We start from the raw sequence: 16,269 nt of genomic DNA, 5'->3' as shown, positions 1-16,269 counted from the left end.
CCACTTGAGGGAACGGAGGGACCATCATGAATGCTACGACGTTCGGGCTCGATATTGCAAAGCGCACGTTCCAGATGTATTGGATCGAAGCGGAAACCGGAGAGGTTGTGAACCGGCGATTCACGAAGCAACAGCTTATAGAATTCCTTGGCCAGCGAGCGGCCAGTCGGGTGGCCTTGGAAGCCTGCGGGAGTGCGCACTGGTGGGCGCGCAAGATTGCGGCGCTAGGTCATCAAGTCGTATTGCTGCATGCACGGTTCATTCGCCCGTTCGTCCAGAATAACAAGACCGACGCAACAGATGCTCGTGCAATCTGGACGGCAGCGCAGCAACCCGGCATGCGGTCCGTAGCACCGAAGACCGCAGATCAGCAGGCCATGCTCGGATTGCATCGCATCCGTTCACTGCTGGTCAAGTCACGTACCATGCAGGTCAACCAGTTGCGCGGCCTGCTGTATGAATTTGGCGTAACGCTGAGAGCGGGACGTCTCGCGGGCTTGGCCGAGGTCCGCGAGCGACTGGGTGAAATTGAGCAGATCGTTCCGGGCACATTGTTCTGTGCGCTGCGCGACCAGCTTCAGTTCATTGAACGCATCGAAGCCGAGATCCGCAAGCTCGAGCGGCAGATCGTTGTCTGGCAGCGGCAAGAGGCAGCATGTCGACGGCTTTCGACGATCCCGGGTATTGGGCCATTGACGGCGACAGCCCTGGTCGCGACGATCGGCGATCCCGCCGCGTTCAAATCGGGACGAGAACTTGCCGCATACCTCGGCCTGGTGCCCAGGCAAAGCGGTACCGGCGGAAAGGTGCGATTGGGCGGCATAAGCAAGCGCGGCGACAGCTATATTCGGATGCTGCTGATCCACGGTGCACGTGCGGTCCTCTTCAAAAGCAGGAGCAAGGAGGCCTGGTGCGAGCAACTGTCGCGACGTCGACCTGCGAACGTGGTTGCAGTCGCACTGGCAAGCAAGATGGCGCGGACAGCGTGGTCGCTGCTGGCGAACAACCGCACGTATCAAAAAGACTACGCACTACAAAAGACAGCCTGAAAAATTTCCGCATCGCGCGAGCCATGCAGAAAGGTTGCGAAGGTTGGTAATGATGTGATGGCGAGACAGGTTGGTCCGCAAGAACGCAAACCTGATTGACGCTGAGCGCTTCGAGCGCGCTAGATAGCAGAGGTCGTTCTTGGCGAATTCCATCAGGGCACGCAGGCTCGGCCTGCAGATGCCGGATATAAGCCTGCAACCAAATCCCTGTCGAACGTCGCAGCGTTATTACCTTGCAAGCCGGGCGGCGTTCATATAAGCGCCAAGAAGTCGCGCTCAGGCGAAAGTCGGAAGACACGTTTAGGTTCTTCCTCTTCGCGAACGCCATTTGGAGCCTATGAGGCGCTCAATGATGAAAGCTGAGTGACATTATGGGACTAAATCTGCCCACCTAGATCTGTGCTTGAAAAGCAACTCTTTGATTCGGCATTTCTGAAATCAGTTCGCAACGCGGCGCGTAGTCCGGGTGACGTTTCGGCAAACGCATTCTGCGTATCTTAATGTCGCCTTCAGGTTTAAATGACGCATAACGCGTACACTTCGGCCCTGTTGAAGGACTATCCACGCCCCCTATACAAAGGACTTACCCCTACAATTGCTTCGAAGTAACTGTATCCCTCGAACCCGTATGGTTATCCTCCCGCCGCGCCGTTCCATCGCCACTGGATGGCTATGTCGCGATCGTATCGATCGGAGTAAAGGGCTTGCCTGCTGCGCTGTTGTCTCCTATTCGCCTGATGAATGACAATTAGAAACCGTTTGGAACAGAAGCGGCAGCACTCATGGCAGGGTTTAGCGCGGGGCAACGAGTGATCGACGACACGCTCATGTCCGGGTGATCGCCTCTACTCATTGTGTGGGGCGGTCGCTGCGTTCAGTCAGGTTCTCCTTCAACTCGACGCTCATCGGCATCTTGGGATTCACGCCGCGCGGTGGGATCGGCGATTCGAACCACTTTGCGTAGAGACGCGCGAATTCGCCGCTCTTCATCAGCCTTGCGAGCGTACCATCGACGAGCTGCTTGAACGTCGGATCATCTTTTCGGACCATGCACGCATACGGTTCAATCTGCGCCGTCTTACCGACGACCTACCACGTATGCGGATCGCTCGCGTTCGCACGCAGCCCTTAGAGCAGAACGTCGTCGACTGCCAGCGCTGTTGCCCTGTCGCCGGCGCCGTTGCCTTGGAACGGGGTTTCGCCATTGACGCAACTGAAGCGTCGAGCAAAATTGAAGGCTGTACCTTTGAACCTTGCTAGCGGCGTCCTGCCGGTTCTTCCCCGGTGCCAGAGCGGGGGCGCTACAACTGCTGCCCCTTGACCGCTGTCACCCAGCGAGAGATGGCCAGCATTCACCGCACCGGAAGGCCTACTTTATGAAATCCGAAGCACTCTTCGACGACTCTGAGAATCCGGAACACTCCCCCGCCGAGCGATCCGCTGTTGCTACCCGCAGCACGTGGGTGAGCGTCGGCGTCAACCTGTGCCTTACGCTTGCTCAGGTTATCGCCGGCATCTTTTCCGGATCTCAAGGCCTGATCGCCGATGGCGTTCACTCACTGTCCGATCTCGTCGCCGACTTCGTGGTGCTCTTCGCCAGCCATCATAGCGGGAAGGGCGCTGACGAAAAGCACCCATACGGCCACCAGCGTTTCGAGACTGGCGCGTCGTTGGCGCTGGGCGCCCTGCTTTCCGCAGTGGGCATCGGCATGCTCTGGTCCGCGGTTCGCAAGCTCGAAGATCCCGCAACCGTACAGCGCGTTCACATTGCCGCACTCTGGGTTGCCATTGGCGCATTGATTGCGAAAGAACTCTTGTTCCGTTACATGCTGGCGGCGGCGACGCGTGTGAAGTCAAGCATGCTCGTCGCCAACGCATGGCACGCCCGGTCGGACGCTGCCTCGTCACTCGTTGTGGGAGTTGGCATCGTCGGAAATCTGGCTGGTTACCCGATACTGGATCCGATCGCGGCACTGATCGTCGGATTGCTTGTCGTTAAAATGGGATGGCACTTCGGCTGGGATGCCCTGCATGATCTGATGGACCGTTCGGCCGACGAGCATGAGGTAATCGCCGTCCGCCAGACGCTGCTCGCCACGCCCGGCGTAATCGGCGTGCATGATCTTCGCACGCGAAAAATGGGCGATATGATTGTGGTCGACGTGCACATCGAGGTCGACGCTGCGATCTCCGTTGAGGCGGGACACGAAATTGCGGTCGCTGCGCGCCAGCACGTGCTGGCGCGCCATCGCGTGCTGAATGTCATGACCCATGTGGATCCGCGCAAGTTGAACGAGGTCGACGGAGCCGCTATACAACAGGGTGTGTGACAACCCGAACTACGCCCGGTGCGCTCTTCAAACAGCAAACCTCTTGATCTGCGGAGTCCGGGAACAACCGCGCTTATCGGCGGTAGTTGCCAGTCCTGCAGGTAATCCGATCACCGGCCGTCGTGCACTTCACTGCGGCGAGGCGGGAGGCTGCGTTGAATACTGCTGTTGCCACATCATGTTGTTCATCATTTCCTGTTGCATCTGCAGGTATTGGTCGGTCATATACTGACGCTGCCGCAGTTGCTCGGGACTGAGCCTGGAGTAGTACCCTCCCATATGGCCCCAGCCGCCGCTCATCATCCCCTGCCCCATCATTCCATGCCCCATCATGCCGGAGCCCCACATCCCGTGCATCGTGGTCATCGCACTTTGCATTGTCGCCCAGTGTTGCTGCAGAAGCTTCTGGCGTTCCTTCGGATCCTGCGTCTGTCGGATCTGGTTCATCTGCGCCTGCATCGTCTTCATCTGCTCCTGGAATTGAGCCAGATTCTTGTCGAATGCCGCCGTATCCGTGCTCTGGGTCTTTGACGTGCCTTGTGCGGCAGTTGCGTCCTTTGACGCCGCATGGAGCATCGGCGAACTCAACGCAATGCAGATTGCGACAGGGAACAGAAGCTTTTTCATGGAAGTCTCCGCGGTGGCGGCAAGCGGGGTTGAAGCTGTCCTTATTCAACATTACCCGCCGATCGGCGCCACCCCTTGACGCGCATCAAAGGATTGACGCGCTGCGTGCACGGTCTGCACTCCCGCAAAAAAGTGGGAGGAGGCGTGATTTCCGCCGTTATGCGCGTGCCGCTGACGGACTTCGGAAAGCTGAAGCCGGAGCCGATGCGCTGTTACAGCAAACGCATCGTGAGCAAACAGCGAGATTGAGCGTTAAGACTCCGGTAAGGAAGTTCGCCCAGGATAATCTGTATCTACCGGAGACTCTCGTGAGCAAATCGCCTCTCTCGCTGCCGGGTTTGTATGGGGCACTTCTGCTGGTCCTTGCCATGACTTCAATGTCGATAGCCAACGCTGCCACGCCATCGGATCTTCTCGGCTCTTACCGTACCCAGTCGGGCAATGCGGAAGCGGACCCGTCGCGTGGGCAACAGTTCTTCAATGCGTCACATGGCCATGAGTGGCGTTGCGCTTCGTGCCACGGCGCAGTGCCCACGCAGGCTGGCAGGCATGCTGTCACAGGCAAGTCGATTGGACCTCTAGCCCCTGCGTTCAACCCGGAGCGCTTTACGGACGCCTCCAAGACCGAGAAATGGTTCCGTCGCAATTGCAACGACGTCGTGGGACGTGAGTGCAGCGCAGCCGAGAAGGCGGATCTGCTTGCGTGGCTTTTGACGCTGAAGCCGTAGGCGCCTTTCCCCACTATCGAAGGTTCTCTCCGCCGGAGCGCTTCCTATGCTTTTTCACCTTGTGCCCCGTTCTGTCGAGGTTTGTGTCGTCGCGCTAGTGGCTGCCCTGACGGCCCCGATCGCTGCCGCCGAATCTGAAGGGACGTTTAGTCAGGTCAATGTGCTGCCCAGGTATCGGCAGGAGTGCGGAACCTGCCATCTTGCCTATCCGCCGGGCATGCTGCCTGCCGCGTCATGGCAGCGCATTCTGGACAACCTGCAGCACCATTTCGGCACTGATGCGTCACTCGACACAGACTCCGTCAGGCAGATTTCGACGTGGCTCGCCGCAAATTCGGCAGCAGACGCGGCCGCGCACGCCGCTCCGCCCGAAGATCGCATTACCCGCTCTCACTGGTTCCGGCAAGAGCATGCAGAAGTGCCTGCCGCGGTATGGAAGCGGCCCATGATCAAGAGCGCGTCAAATTGCGCGGCCTGCCATACCCGCGCCGAACAAGGGAACTTCAATGAACACTTCATCCGCATACCGCAATAGCAGCAGCGCAGGCGATACGACGCAACGTCGCATTTTGGTCTGGGATGCGCCCGTACGGCTTTTCCACTGGCTGTTCGCGGCCTGCTTTGCCGGTGCATGGCTGACCGCGGAAAGCGAGCATTGGCGGCTCGTCCATGTCGCGCTAGGCTACACGGCAGGAGGTCTCGTGATCTTTCGACTGGCATGGGGGCTTGTCGGAACGAAATACGCCCGTTTTTCGAGCTTCGTTCGCGGCCCCGCCTCCGTGTGGCGCTATCTTCTTGGGATATTGCGTGGCCATCCACAACGCCATGTCGGGCACAACCCGGCCGGCGCCGTCGTCATCGTCGCCATGCTAGCTTTGGCATGCGCATTGACCATGACGGGCTGGGCGACCTATAACGATGTCGGAGGAAACTGGCCAGGTGAAGTGCACGAGGCTTTGGCCAGCATCATGCTTGCGCTGGTCGGCGTACATGTGGCCGGCGTCGTCGTGAGCAGCTGGCTTCATCGGGAAAACCTGGTCGGCGCGATGCTGAGCGGATACAAGACAGGGCACCCCGACGAAGGCATCAGGCGCGCATGGCAAAGCGTCGCGGCGATCATGTTAGCGGGTGTGCTTGCGTTCTGGTGGTGGCAGTGGCAAGTCGCACCTGCGCCGGTAACGCCGGGTAGCGACGCGGCAACTTCGCACCAGACCTCCCGCGAAGACGCCGACTGAAGCGCTCAACGGTTAGCGACATAATGCGTATCCTGCTCGTCGAAGACGATCCGTTGCTTGGCGATGGCATTCGCGCGGGCCTTCGGCAGGCGGGCTTTCAGGTCGACTGGGTTCGCGACGGCCAGGCTGCCGAAGTGGAACTGCGTACCCGGTCCTACGCTGCGGCAGTGCTCGATCTCGGACTGCCGCTCAAGGATGGCATCGACGTGCTGTGCTCGGCGCGGCGCGCGGGCGTAACCATACCCGTACTGGTGCTGACTGCTCGCGACACGGTTCCCGATCGCGTCCGTGGACTCGACATCGGTGCCGACGACTACGTCGTCAAGCCCATTGACCTTCTGGAGCTTGCCGCTCGCCTGCGGGCGCTCGTGCGCCGCGCACACGGTCAGCCGCAGGAAAAACTGGAAGTTCAGAACATCACACTTGAACCGGCGGCACGGCTTGTCTACAGGAATGGAGAGTCCGTCACTGTCTCCACGCGCGAGTTTGACCTCCTGTACGTGCTCATGCTGAATGCGGGCCGCGTGATGTCGCGCGAACAGCTGGAACAGGCCATGTACGGCTGGGGGCAGGAAGTGGAGAGCAACGCAGTTGAAGTGCACGTCCATCGCCTGCGCGCCAAGCTCGGCAGCGATCTGATCAGAACAGTTCGCGGCGTCGGGTACGTACTGATGCGAGAGGGTTGCGCTACGTGATGATTCTGCCTCGCTCATTGCAGGGACGTCTGCTGGTGCTGGTCATCGGCGGCGTGATAGGCGTATGGCTGATTACCGCGCTTTTTATCTGGCGTGACGCCCGCAGCGAGCTCGACGAACTGCTCGACAGTCACCTCGGGCAGGCAGCAGCTCTGCTGATCGTGCAGCAGACGCAATCGATTGACGACGATGACGAGATCGATACACGGGTACCTCATCCGTATGCACCCAAGGTTGCCTTCCAGATCTTTCACGAAGGGGAGGCGGTCGTGCGCTCGGCCAATGCACCGACTGAGCCCATGATTCCCGCCGATGGCGAGTTTGGACAGGGTTTCGCAACCGTGCAGATAGACGGGAACGCGTGGCGCGTGTTTTCCGTGCGAGGTACAGGCGAGGACACACACGTCTACGTCGGTGAGCGTATCGATTCTCGCACCGCAATACTGGTAGCGGTATTGCGTGGTACGTTGTGGCCTATGGCCGCAGCCCTGCCCCTTCTCGGACTTGCCACCTGGTGGGCGGTGAGGCAAGGGGTGACACCGCTAAAGAAACTGGGCCGGAGCATTGCCAGGCGTGGCCCGGATGATCTCGCGCCAGTCGTGATGACACAAACGCCCGCCGAAATGTCCCCGGTACTCGACGCGCTCAATCAGCTCTTCGCGCGTATCCAGACGGTATGGGACGCGGAGCGCCAGTTCACTGCTGACGCTGCACACGAGTTGCGCACGCCAATCGCAGCGATCCGGACGCAGGCTCAGGTTGCGTTGGCAGAAACCGACGATGTCCTCCGTCAGCGCGCATTGCGCGCCACTATCGAAGGCTGCGACCGCGCAACGCGTCTCGTGAATCAGCTGCTGGTGCTTTCCCGGCTCGAGTCCGGGGCGACCCTCGCACTCACGAAGGTCGATCTGAGCGCGCTGGCACAACGGGTCGTCGCAGAACTGGCGCCAACGGCGATCGCGAAGCGGCAGTCGCTGGAATTTGACGGTGACAGGCCTTGCCACGTCACAGGCGACGACATGCTGCTCGCGGCCTTGGTGCGAAATCTCGTGGACAATGCCATCCGTTACAGCCCGCCTGGGGCATCCGTGCTGATCAGAACGACGACAGATGGCGCCAACGCATCCCTGTCGGTTGGAGACAGCGGTCCAGGACTCGCCGATGCGGATCGCTCGCGGCTGGGTGAGCGCTTCTTCCGGGTTCCGGGTACCAGCGAAAGCGGTAGTGGTCTTGGCTGGTCGATCGTCCAGCGGATCGTCGACCTCCACGCGGCGAAGGTCGACGTGCGTCGCTCACATCTCGGCGGACTCGAAGTCGAGGTGAGCTGGTATGCCCGCAATGATTGATCTGAATCAAGCCACCCAAACCGCAAGGCGCGACGATATCAATGAGCAGGCCAGAATCAGGGGTATCCACAGTCTGCCTAATCAACCAGGTGGGAGGTTCACATGCGCATGCGGCTCCAGCTGATCAACGCAATCTTTACGACGCTTCTTCTTGGCGTATGCGCTGTTGCTTACGCAGACGATCTTTCCCACAGTGTCACTGCACACGGTCTCACCGTTCACTACGGCGTGATTCCGTCCAGCAAGCTGCGAGATTCCGGATCGAACGCGGCGAGCAACATCACCGCTCCGAGTCCCAACCAGTACCATCTGACCGTTGCAATCTTTGAGGCGGCCACGGGCAGACGCGTGAGCGACGCCACTGTACTTGCCAGCGTCAAGGGCCCCCGGGCCCACGATACACACTTTCACACGAAGCCAGTCGAGAGGCGCCTGGATGCCGTCAAGGTGGGCAGCGCCGTCACATATGACAACGACTTCCAGATGCCGTGGAGTGGCATTTACCACGTTGATCTGATTGTTACGCAGAAGGATCAGCCGAAGCCGACGAAGATCCGGTTGAACTACGACCATCGCTTCTGAAGTTGGTATGTGTCCCCGCTATGCCGGCTTGACGGATGGCAGTCGATAAGCTTACTGGGTAAACCATGAATTCGATCGGACCCGACGACGTCAATCCGGCATTGCCACGCCGAGTACTCATTGCTGTTGATTCATCGAAAGCATCGCGCAATGCGCTCCGTTACGCGAGTCACATCCTCCCGCACGGTGGCGAAGTCCGGCTCGTGAGCGTGGCCGAGAATCCGCATACACTCTTTCCGAGCGGTCGGCATGTCGGCCACACCCTGGATTCAGTGCGCGAAGAACTGCTGAAGGATGCGGCCGCGGCGCTCGAACAGGCCCAAGCTTTACTGGCGTCATGTGACGTACGCATCGAGACGGAAGTGGTTGACCTCTCGAAGCGCGGCGGGGTCGTTGTTCAAGCGTTGGTGAATGCAGCCAATGCATGGCAAGCCGAACTGATGGTCGTAGGCGCGCGCCACCACCATGGGCTGACGCGCTGGGTTGAGGGGACCGTCTCCGAGGCGTTGTCAAAACTTCTGCACTGCCCGCTGCTTGTAGTACCCGAAGGCTATAACGTCGAGAACGAACACTTGCCGGAGCGCATCCTGTTCGCGGTCGACGGAAGTCCACATGCGGCAACCGCGCTGCGCTTTGGTGTGCGGTTTGCGGCACCCGACGCTTCTTTGCGAGCCATCTATGTGATCGATCGCGCGGTACGGCTGAGCGACTTCGTTCCCATCGACGCACTGGAGGACGCTTTCTTCGATGAAGGCAAGCATGCACTTGCGGCTGCGGAGCCGGTTCTTTCGCATGTGTCGATACGGTCGAGTACCGCACTTGTGAAGACGCGTCGTACCAGCGACGATGTGGCCCATACCATCGTTCGCGAAGCCAGCAACTGTCACGCGCAATTGATTGTGATGGGCACGCATGGCAGGCGTGGTATATCACGTTGGCTGTTTGGTAGCGTTGCGGGGCGAGTCGCGCATCTTGCGCAATCCCCACTACTGCTCGTCGGCACACAGGACGCCTGAGCCGCAGCGCACATAAACCAATTGTGATTTCAATTATCGTGGGACCAAACCGGCACTGCCGCGCCAGTGCCGTTGAACTCAGACGGAATTCCTATATTCGCGGTCAGGATGCCGGGTAATCGACCCTGATGTATTTCGCTGCCCACAACGATACCAGCGCACACATACAGGAAATCGGTCTTTACGCTCCTTCCCCGAGCGCATGGAACAGTTCCTCTTCCTGGGCGCAATGCAGGCGTACGATCGCATCGAGTCCATACAGCAGGCGCTGGATTTCGCGGATGCTATCGGGATCGGGTCCCGCGGCTGGCACTGTGTCCGTCATCTGCCGAAGTAAACGGGAGATCCGGAAGATTTCTCGGTGCATGGCGCTCATCGCCGCCATCGGGTCTTCTCCGCCGAGAAGGGCTGCAAGGCCCGGATAGACTTCCAGGTCGTCGTGCTGTTCATGCGGAACGAGCTTGTGTGCGAGCAAATCGTTCATGCTGGCCAGGGCGCCCGCCACGGATGGTCCCGGCGGCTCTGTCAACTTGTCGGGCGTAGACTACCTGAGCAGCTAAAGCATAGTTATCCTTATCAGATAACGCACTCGACTGCGGCAGTAACAGTCCATCCATGCCATGTGGCGAAGCGTTCCTGGAGTACGGCACGATGACATGCCGCGTTCATCTGATGTCTGGGCAACGCGAAGTGCTGCCGGATTGGGCCGAAGCATGAGAGGAACGCCTGCGTGCGACGCGCATCGCGAAAGCCGCACATCTGTCGTTCGCGCCTGCGGGTCGGCTGGTGGCTGTTCTCAGCACGGTTATTTACGCGTGCAGCCGCTTTGACGAAGACGTGCTTAATATGAGCGAGCTCGGGAATGTCGGCCTTTGCTGCGGGATAGCTGCGCAGCTGGTCGGTAACGATCTTGCGCGGCAGCGGGTTTGAACGCAGCACCCGCCGGAAGAAGCGCTTTGCCGCAGCCTTGTCGCGCCGCTTTTGCACCAGCACGTCGAGTTCGACACCATGCTCGTCGACCGCTCGCCACAAAAGATACGGCTCGCCGCGCAGTGTGACGAACATTTCGTCCAGATGCCATGTACTGCCCGGCTTGCGCCGCGCCGCTTTGGCACAACAGGCGAATCGAGCGCCGAACTTGTCACACCAGCAACGGACCGTTTCGTATGTGACCACGACACCACGCTCGAGCAACAATTCCTCGATGTCGCGAAGGCTCAGGTTGAACCGGAAATACCAGCGAACCGCGCAACTGATGACGACTGCAGGGAAGCGGTGACCGTGATAAAGCGATTTCGTTTTCTTCATCACTTCATTCTACCGCCGCCTCCCCATCAACCTGACAGAGCCCTGCGTGGGTTTCGGCGAGCGGCAAGGCGATGCTTGCGTACTTGCCGGCTGAGGAGGCCAGGCGGATCATAAGCGAGGGGCTGCAGAGTTCGAAGAGTTCAGGCGGGTCTCGGGCCTTGAATATTCTTCTCAAAGAGCTGGAACTTACGAGACAGCGCGGGTACAGCGTTGATGATCAAGGTATTCGGGAAGGCGTCTATGCGTTCGGGGCTCCGGTGTTCGACGCCACTGGCGCCGCGGTAGCAGCGGTTTCGGTCTGTGTGAGCACGACATCCCTGGAAGGCAAGGCCGCCGCGCGCCATCGAGATGTAGCGCTGGGCGTCGCCCGCGAGTTGACCGAAAGGTTGGGCGGGCAAGTCGTCCGCATGGAGAACTGACCGCGAGGCTTGCTGCATGGCGCGTGAGCAGTCAACGTGCAGTTTCGGATGTTGGCGCTGAATTTCCGTCCTCATCAGCTAGCGGAGCGCTTCGGGCCACCGAAAACGAAAGGTATGTGCGCGAGTGTCGTGCGGCCGCTCAATGGCGCGAGACCGGTGACCCAAACTCTTATTGAGTGAAAGGTCACGGCAAGCCGTGCTTGCCTCCGGCTGCCGCTCACATGGATGTTGAGCGACCGACTGCTGTCGCTAGCCCTGTGAACATTCCGTCTCCCAAGGCGGTGTGATTTCGAGATGGTTACGTAGCCAATTTGTCATCGCCACCGGCTCTGTCACCTTGTCGGGCGTAGACTACCTGAGTAGCTAAAGCATAGTTATCCTTATCAGATAACGCACTCGACTGCGGCAGTAACAGTCCATCCATGCCATGTGGCGAAGCGTTCCTGGAGTACGGCACGATGACATGCCGCGTTCATCTGATGTCTGGGCAACGCGAAGTGCTGCCGGATTGGGCCGAAGCATGAGAGGAACGCCTGCGTGCGACGCGCATCGCGAAAGCCGCACATCTGTCGTTCGCGCCTGCGGGTCGGCTGGTGGCTGTTCTCAGCACGGTTATTTACGCGTGCAGCCGCTTTGACGAAGACGTGCTTAATATGAGCGAGCTCGGGAATGTCGGCCTTTGCTGCGGGATAGCTGCGCAGCTGGTCGGTAACGATCTTGCGCGGCAGCGGGTTTGAACGCAGCACCCGCCGGAAGAAGCGCTTTGCCGCAGCCTTGTCGCGCCGCTTTTGCACCAGCACGTCGAGTTCGACACCATGCTCGTCGACCGCTCGCCACAAAAGATACGGCTCGCCGCGCAGTGTGACGAACATTTCGTCCAGATGCCATGTACTGCCCGGCTTGCGCCGCGCCGCTTTGGCACAACAGGCGAATCGAGCGCCGAACTTGTCACACCAGCAACGGACCGTTTCGTATGTGACCACGACACCACGCTCGAGCAACAATTCCTCGATGTCGCGAAGGCTCAGGTTGAACCGGAAATACCACCGAACCGCGCAACTGATGACGACTGCAGGGAAGCGGTGACCGTGATAAAGCGATTTCGTTTTCTTCATCACTTCATTCTACCGCCGCCTCCCCATCAACCTGACAGAGCCTTCGGCCCGAGTACGCCGACTATCTACGGCTGGGTTGCCCACGCCGATCGCGACCCCCCCCCCACACGGCACAGCGCTGTCACGTTGACGGGCCGACGACGCAAGACTGCCGGGGACGTGTGTTTGCTCCGACGGCGAACGGTTTCTGGGCGAGCTCGGTGAAACGATGCTGCGCGTCAAAACGCTGAGCGAGCTGTTTGCAGTAGAGACACGCACGCAGCAAATGTCGCTTGAGCGCGAAGTGCTGCCGGATCGGTCCGAAGCTCGAGAGAAACGCCTGGGTGCGCTTGGGGTCGCGAAATCCGCGCAAGCGCCTCTCCGGATTTTACGCGACCACGTTGGCAACTTGGCCAAGCCTCGCTGATCTATCGACGCACCAAAAATTTACATGCAGTCCAATTGTTGTTAGGCCATACCAAGATGGACTATGTCCCGCGCTGGACTATGTCCCGTGATTGGTGGAAGCGTCAGCCCATAGTGGATTTGCGGCATGGTCGCTATACATTGGCATTCTCCCTTGTAGGCACTTTGCCTGAAAGGAGAAGCTCGTGGAACATTCTTACGAGAACGCGGACGCGCTGGTCCGCGCCGTCCGAAGCGCAACTGCGGAACCCCTTGTAGAGTTCGTTGGCTCGCTGATCAAGCAGCAATACGCGCTCAGCTACGTATGCCAACTGGCGCAGCACGCACTTGCATTTGAACGCTGGTGCGAGGATCGTCGCATTTCCTTCCACGCCTTGACGGACGACGACATTGCACGGTATCAGCGCTTTCGTTCGCGACATCGATCGCGATGCTTCGAGACGCGACGCCGTGAACTGCACGTGTTAGAACTGTTGATAGGCTACTTGCGTGACCGGGGAGTATGTCCGGCCGCGCCAGCACACGCTACTGCCGCTGACGAGGTTGTCGAGGAGTTCGTACAGTCCTTACGGCGCGATCAGGGGTTAGCCGTTGTGACCATCGAGTCCTACGCGAGGATGGCCCGCAAATTCCTGGTGTGGCGTTTCGGTCACGGAGATGTCTGTCTGCGAGACGTTCGCGCCGTCGACGCATACGCCTTCATTCAGAGCGAGGCAAAGCGCATGAGGCCTGCTGCGCTTAAGACCGTTGTCACGGCATTGAGGTCTTTCCTTCGTTACGCCCAGTTCCGTGGAGAAGTCACGGCAGGGCTCGCCTTGAGCGTGCCCGCGGTGGCAGGCTGGACGAGTACGCCCCAAATCCCACGGGCAATCTCGGCCGAACACGCGCAGCGCGCCATTGACAGTTGCGACCGTCAGACTCCGGTGGGGCGACGCGATCGCGCCGTGCTGCTGATTCTGGCACGACTGGGGCTACGAGCCTGCGAGATCGTCAGGCTGACGCTGGATGACGTCGACTGGGACCGCGCTCAATTGCGTGTGTGCGGCAAGGGCGGACGGGAGAGTTTCCTGCCGTTGACCGCCGACGTAGGCGACGCGATCGCCGCCTATCTCAGGCATGGGCGTCCCACGAGTCCAGACCGGCATCTCTTCCTTCGATCCGTAGCGCCGATACGCGGGCTGATGGAAGGTTCTGACGGGATCGGCACGATTGTGCGCCACGCGCTCAATCGTGCCCAGGTCGACGCGCCGCACCACGGCTCTCACCAGTTCCGGCATGCCCTGGCCGTTCGCATGTTACAGGCCGGCGCATCGCTGCCTGAGATCGGACGGGTGCTTCGTCATCGTAGCCCGCAGTCCACCAGCCTTTATGCGAAGGTCGATCTCTGCAAACTCCGAACGTTAGCCATGGCCTGGCCAGGAGGTGTGCGATGAACACACTTCGCGAGGCACTCCAGGAGTACCTCGAACTGCGCCGCAGCCTGGGCTTCAAGATGCACGATGCCGGCTTGCTGTTGCCCCGCTTCGTCAGTTTCATGGAGACGCGGCAAGCCGGGCATATCAGCACCGGCCTCGCTCTCGAGTGGGCGCAACATCCGTCGGTTCAACCCGCAGAATGGGCCAGGCGCCTTTGTTTCGTGCGCGGCTTTGCCCGCCACCGCAGTGCCACTGACAGCCGCACGGAAATTCCGCCGGTCGGCCTCTTGCCCCATCGGTCTACTCGAGCCAGACCTTATTTATACACAGAAGCGGAAGTACAGCGCTTGCTGGAAGCGGCATTGCTACTGCCGGTTGCCTGGCCGTCGACGCCGCTGCGGCCCTGGGTGTTCCATTGCCTCATCGGCTTGCTCAGCGTCACCGGCCTGCGTATTAGCGAAGCGCTGAACCTGGAGCTTGATGACGTGGACCTTGAAGAGGCTGTGCTACTGATTCGCGGCACCAAGCTCGGCCGGTCGCGCCTGGTCCCCATTCATCCGACCACCTGTACCGTCATGGCTGACTATCTCAGGCGCCGCCAGCAGTTCCTCGGTCGCCAGGTCTCGTCGTATGTCTTCGTCACGAATCGCGGAACCAGACTCGACGTGGGTCGCGTTCATCGGACGTTCTACGCGCTGTCGCGGCAAACGGGACTGCGTGCCGAAGGCGCAAGCAAGGGGCCGCGGCTACATGACTTCCGGCATCGCTTTGCAGTTGAAGTGCTGACACATTGGTATCAGTCGGGACAGGACGCATGGCGCTTGTTGCCGGTGCTGTCGACCTATCTTGGGCACATCTACGTGGCCGGCACATACTGGTATCTGAGCGGCTCGCCAGAATTGATGGCACAAGCGATGGCTCGCCTGGAACGCCGTTGGGGAGAGTCATCATGACGAGGGAACCCAGCTTCGCCAACTTACTGGAGAAGTTCTTCATCCAGCGCCTGATGCACCAGCGTCAAGCCAGCGTTCACACAATTGCTTCGTACCGCGACACATTCCGGTTGCTGCTGGAGTTTGTACAGCGAAGCCTGCATAAAGCGCCATCAACTCTGGCCCTGGAAGACATTGACGCGCCGCTGGTCATGGACTTCCTCGATGAACAGGAACAGGTGCGTGGCGTCACAGCTCGAACGCGAAACTTGCGTCTGACTGCAGTGCATTCGTTCTTCCGGTATGCGGCCTTCGAGATGCCGTCACACGCTGCGCACATCCAGCGAGTGCTGGCCATCCCGGCCAAACGGTTTAGCCGCGCATTGGTCCCATTCCTGAGCCGGCAGGAGGTCGATGCACTGCTGGCCGCACCTGACCAACACACCTGGTCAGGTCGCCGCGATCACGCCCTGTTGCTGCTGGCGGTTCAGACGGGGTTACGCCTGTCTGAGCTGACCGGCCTTCGGCGCGAGGACCTCCACATTGGCGCTGGCGCACATGTCCGCGTGTTCGGTAAGGGACGCAAGGAGCGTTGCACGCCGTTGAGCAAGAACACTCGTGCCGTCTTGGCCGCATGGGTTCAGGAGCCGCCGCGGGCCGCGAATCAGCCACTGTTCCCAAATGCACGTGGGGGCCGGCTGAGCGCACACGGCATGCACTACCTGTTTCGCAAATATGTCGTGGCGGCAGCAGACAGATGCCCTTCGCTGAAGAACAAGCGCGTCAGCCCGCATGTGTTGCGACACACGACGGCGATGAATCTGCTGCAAGAGGGCGTCGAACCCTCGGTGATCGCACTGTGGCTCGGTCACGAATCGGTGGAAACAACACAAGTCTACCTCGACGCTAACCTAACGTTGAAACAGGAGGTCCTGGACCGGACGACGCCCCCCAACGGCAAGCCGGGACGGTATCGGCCGGATGACCGATTGCTGGCGTTTCTGAAGGGCCTGTAGGCCCGGACTATATCCCGCGCTGCGAGCGGCCAACTGATGACGTCATGTCAG

General features: G+C 60.0%; 18 protein-coding genes and 2 pseudogenes. 14 read left to right on the top strand and 6 right to left on the bottom strand.

All coding sequences use genetic code 11. The features are described 5' to 3' along the window. The first annotated feature begins 26 nt into the window (after positions 1-26). Positions 27-1,049: an IS110 family RNA-guided transposase gene (locus OH764_RS36060; protein ID WP_498847421.1), complete on the top strand. Its 1,023-nt coding sequence runs from the start codon at positions 27-29 to the stop codon at positions 1,047-1,049. A gap of 849 nt (positions 1,050-1,898) precedes the next feature. Here the strand turns inward: OH764_RS36060 and OH764_RS36055 are convergent. After that, positions 1,899-2,225 (bottom strand): annotated as a pseudogene (locus tag OH764_RS36055) (transporter substrate-binding domain-containing protein); the annotation flags it as partial. Positions 2,226-2,425: 200 nt separating this feature from the next. Between OH764_RS36055 and OH764_RS36050 the strand changes: the two are divergent. Beyond that, positions 2,426-3,379, top strand: a complete 954-nt coding sequence (locus tag OH764_RS36050) for a cation diffusion facilitator family transporter (RefSeq protein WP_498851766.1) — start codon at positions 2,426-2,428, stop codon at positions 3,377-3,379. Positions 3,380-3,508: 129 nt separating this feature from the next. On the opposite strand, the gene OH764_RS36045 is transcribed toward OH764_RS36050, so the two are convergent. Further along, the gene (locus tag OH764_RS36045; RefSeq protein WP_498851765.1) at positions 3,509-4,006 is read right to left on the bottom strand and encodes a hypothetical protein; all 498 of its coding nucleotides are present in this window, start codon (positions 4,004-4,006) and stop codon (positions 3,509-3,511) included. A gap of 75 nt (positions 4,007-4,081) precedes the next feature. Here OH764_RS36045 and OH764_RS36040 point away from each other — a divergent pair, with 75 nt between their 5' ends. The 8 genes from OH764_RS36040 to OH764_RS36005 all read left to right on the top strand — a co-directional run bounded on the left by OH764_RS36040 (position 4,082) and on the right by OH764_RS36005 (position 9,608). Further along, entirely contained in the window at positions 4,082-4,255 is a 174-nt protein-coding gene (locus OH764_RS36040) for a hypothetical protein (RefSeq protein WP_229517691.1), read from the top strand. Between the two features lie 59 nt (positions 4,256-4,314). Next, positions 4,315-4,734 carry a DUF1924 domain-containing protein gene (locus tag OH764_RS36035; RefSeq protein WP_498851764.1) on the top strand — a complete coding sequence of 140 codons (420 nt, stop codon included), beginning with the start codon at positions 4,315-4,317 and terminating at the stop codon, positions 4,732-4,734. A gap of 46 nt (positions 4,735-4,780) precedes the next feature. Next, positions 4,781-5,269, top strand: a complete 489-nt coding sequence (locus OH764_RS36030; protein ID WP_498851763.1) for a diheme cytochrome c — start codon at positions 4,781-4,783, stop codon at positions 5,267-5,269. After that, complete coding sequence (locus tag OH764_RS36025; RefSeq protein ID WP_498851762.1) at positions 5,241-5,969, top strand: cytochrome b/b6 domain-containing protein; 729 nt, start codon at positions 5,241-5,243, stop codon at positions 5,967-5,969. The genes OH764_RS36030 and OH764_RS36025 overlap by 29 nt, the downstream gene beginning before the upstream one ends. A 23-nt stretch (positions 5,970-5,992) precedes the next feature. Continuing rightward, entirely contained in the window at positions 5,993-6,664 is a 672-nt protein-coding gene (locus OH764_RS36020; protein ID WP_498851761.1) for a winged helix-turn-helix domain-containing protein, read from the top strand. Further along, a complete protein-coding gene (locus OH764_RS36015) occupies positions 6,664-8,010 on the top strand; it encodes a sensor histidine kinase family protein (RefSeq protein WP_498852025.1) in 1,347 nt (448 codons plus the stop codon). The genes OH764_RS36020 and OH764_RS36015 overlap by 1 nt, the downstream gene beginning before the upstream one ends. A 102-nt stretch (positions 8,011-8,112) precedes the next feature. Beyond that, positions 8,113-8,592 (top strand): hypothetical protein, encoded by a 480-nt coding sequence (locus tag OH764_RS36010; protein ID WP_498852018.1) that lies wholly within the window; start codon positions 8,113-8,115, stop codon positions 8,590-8,592. Between the two features lie 65 nt (positions 8,593-8,657). Continuing rightward, entirely contained in the window at positions 8,658-9,608 is a 951-nt protein-coding gene (locus OH764_RS36005) for a universal stress protein (RefSeq protein ID WP_498852017.1), read from the top strand. 181 nt (positions 9,609-9,789) lie between these two features. Here the strand turns inward: OH764_RS36005 and OH764_RS36000 are convergent, their stop codons facing one another. Both OH764_RS36000 and OH764_RS35995 read right to left on the bottom strand, forming a co-directional pair. Then, on the bottom strand, positions 9,790-10,092 hold the full coding sequence (locus OH764_RS36000; RefSeq protein ID WP_498852016.1) for a hemerythrin domain-containing protein: 303 nt from the start codon (positions 10,090-10,092) through the stop codon (positions 9,790-9,792). A 92-nt stretch (positions 10,093-10,184) separates the two neighbouring features. Continuing rightward, positions 10,185-10,916 carry an IS6 family transposase gene (locus OH764_RS35995; RefSeq protein WP_498849139.1) on the bottom strand — a complete coding sequence of 244 codons (732 nt, stop codon included), beginning with the start codon at positions 10,914-10,916 and terminating at the stop codon, positions 10,185-10,187. A gap of 71 nt (positions 10,917-10,987) precedes the next feature. On the opposite strand from OH764_RS35995, the gene OH764_RS35990 reads away from it, so the two are divergent. Continuing rightward, complete coding sequence (locus OH764_RS35990; RefSeq protein ID WP_498852015.1) at positions 10,988-11,335, top strand: IclR family transcriptional regulator; 348 nt, start codon at positions 10,988-10,990, stop codon at positions 11,333-11,335. A 383-nt stretch (positions 11,336-11,718) separates the two neighbouring features. On the opposite strand, the gene OH764_RS35985 is transcribed toward OH764_RS35990, so the two are convergent. Continuing rightward, positions 11,719-12,450, bottom strand: coding sequence for an IS6 family transposase (locus tag OH764_RS35985; RefSeq protein WP_498849139.1), 732 nt, complete (start codon positions 12,448-12,450; stop codon positions 11,719-11,721). Between the two features lie 121 nt (positions 12,451-12,571). Further along, positions 12,572-12,811 (bottom strand): annotated as a pseudogene (locus tag OH764_RS35980) (hypothetical protein); the annotation flags it as partial. Between the two features lie 229 nt (positions 12,812-13,040). Between OH764_RS35980 and OH764_RS35975 the strand changes: the two are divergent. Genes OH764_RS35975 through OH764_RS35965 form a run of 3 tightly spaced genes read left to right on the top strand, consistent with a single transcriptional unit; the run spans position 13,041 to position 16,218 of the window. Next, positions 13,041-14,288, top strand: a complete 1,248-nt coding sequence (locus OH764_RS35975; RefSeq protein WP_498852014.1) for a site-specific integrase — start codon at positions 13,041-13,043, stop codon at positions 14,286-14,288. Further along, complete coding sequence (locus tag OH764_RS35970) at positions 14,285-15,223, top strand: site-specific integrase (RefSeq protein WP_498852013.1); 939 nt, start codon at positions 14,285-14,287, stop codon at positions 15,221-15,223. The genes OH764_RS35975 and OH764_RS35970 overlap by 4 nt, the downstream gene beginning before the upstream one ends. After that, positions 15,220-16,218, top strand: coding sequence for a site-specific integrase (locus OH764_RS35965; RefSeq protein ID WP_498852012.1), 999 nt, complete (start codon positions 15,220-15,222; stop codon positions 16,216-16,218). Before OH764_RS35970 ends, OH764_RS35965 begins: the two co-directional genes overlap by 4 nt. Positions 16,219-16,269 lie beyond the last annotated feature (51 nt).

The organism is Burkholderia sp. M6-3, assembly GCF_050858985.1.
Classification (GTDB): Bacteria; Pseudomonadota; Gammaproteobacteria; order Burkholderiales; family Burkholderiaceae; genus Paraburkholderia; species Paraburkholderia caledonica.
Note: the sequence above shows the minus strand (reverse complement) of the source record. Positions and strands in the feature narration are given on the sequence as shown.

Bases quoted from the DNA above. Each gene is read 5' to 3' on its own strand.
- OH764_RS36030 (WP_498851763.1), top strand. From the start codon at position 4,781: ATGCTTTTTCACCTTGTGCCCCGTTCTGTCGAGGTTTGTGTCGTCGCG.
- OH764_RS36020 (WP_498851761.1), top strand. From the start codon at position 5,993: ATGCGTATCCTGCTCGTCGAAGACGATCCGTTGCTTGGCGATGGCATT.
- OH764_RS35985 (WP_498849139.1), bottom strand. From the start codon at position 12,450: ATGAAGAAAACGAAATCGCTTTATCACGGTCACCGCTTCCCTGCAGTC.
- OH764_RS36000 (WP_498852016.1), bottom strand. From the start codon at position 10,092: ATGAACGATTTGCTCGCACACAAGCTCGTTCCGCATGAACAGCACGAC.
- OH764_RS36025 (WP_498851762.1), top strand. From the start codon at position 5,241: ATGAACACTTCATCCGCATACCGCAATAGCAGCAGCGCAGGCGATACG.
- OH764_RS35970 (WP_498852013.1), top strand. From the start codon at position 14,285: ATGAACACACTTCGCGAGGCACTCCAGGAGTACCTCGAACTGCGCCGC.
- OH764_RS36060 (WP_498847421.1), top strand. From the start codon at position 27: ATGAATGCTACGACGTTCGGGCTCGATATTGCAAAGCGCACGTTCCAG.
- OH764_RS36005 (WP_498852017.1), top strand. From the start codon at position 8,658: ATGAATTCGATCGGACCCGACGACGTCAATCCGGCATTGCCACGCCGA.
- OH764_RS36015 (WP_498852025.1), top strand. From the start codon at position 6,664: ATGATTCTGCCTCGCTCATTGCAGGGACGTCTGCTGGTGCTGGTCATC.
- OH764_RS36050 (WP_498851766.1), top strand. From the start codon at position 2,426: ATGAAATCCGAAGCACTCTTCGACGACTCTGAGAATCCGGAACACTCC.
- OH764_RS35990 (WP_498852015.1), top strand. From the start codon at position 10,988: ATGCTTGCGTACTTGCCGGCTGAGGAGGCCAGGCGGATCATAAGCGAG.
- OH764_RS35995 (WP_498849139.1), bottom strand. From the start codon at position 10,916: ATGAAGAAAACGAAATCGCTTTATCACGGTCACCGCTTCCCTGCAGTC.
- OH764_RS36010 (WP_498852018.1), top strand. From the start codon at position 8,113: ATGCGCATGCGGCTCCAGCTGATCAACGCAATCTTTACGACGCTTCTT.
- OH764_RS36045 (WP_498851765.1), bottom strand. From the start codon at position 4,006: ATGAAAAAGCTTCTGTTCCCTGTCGCAATCTGCATTGCGTTGAGTTCG.
- OH764_RS35965 (WP_498852012.1), top strand. From the start codon at position 15,220: ATGACGAGGGAACCCAGCTTCGCCAACTTACTGGAGAAGTTCTTCATC.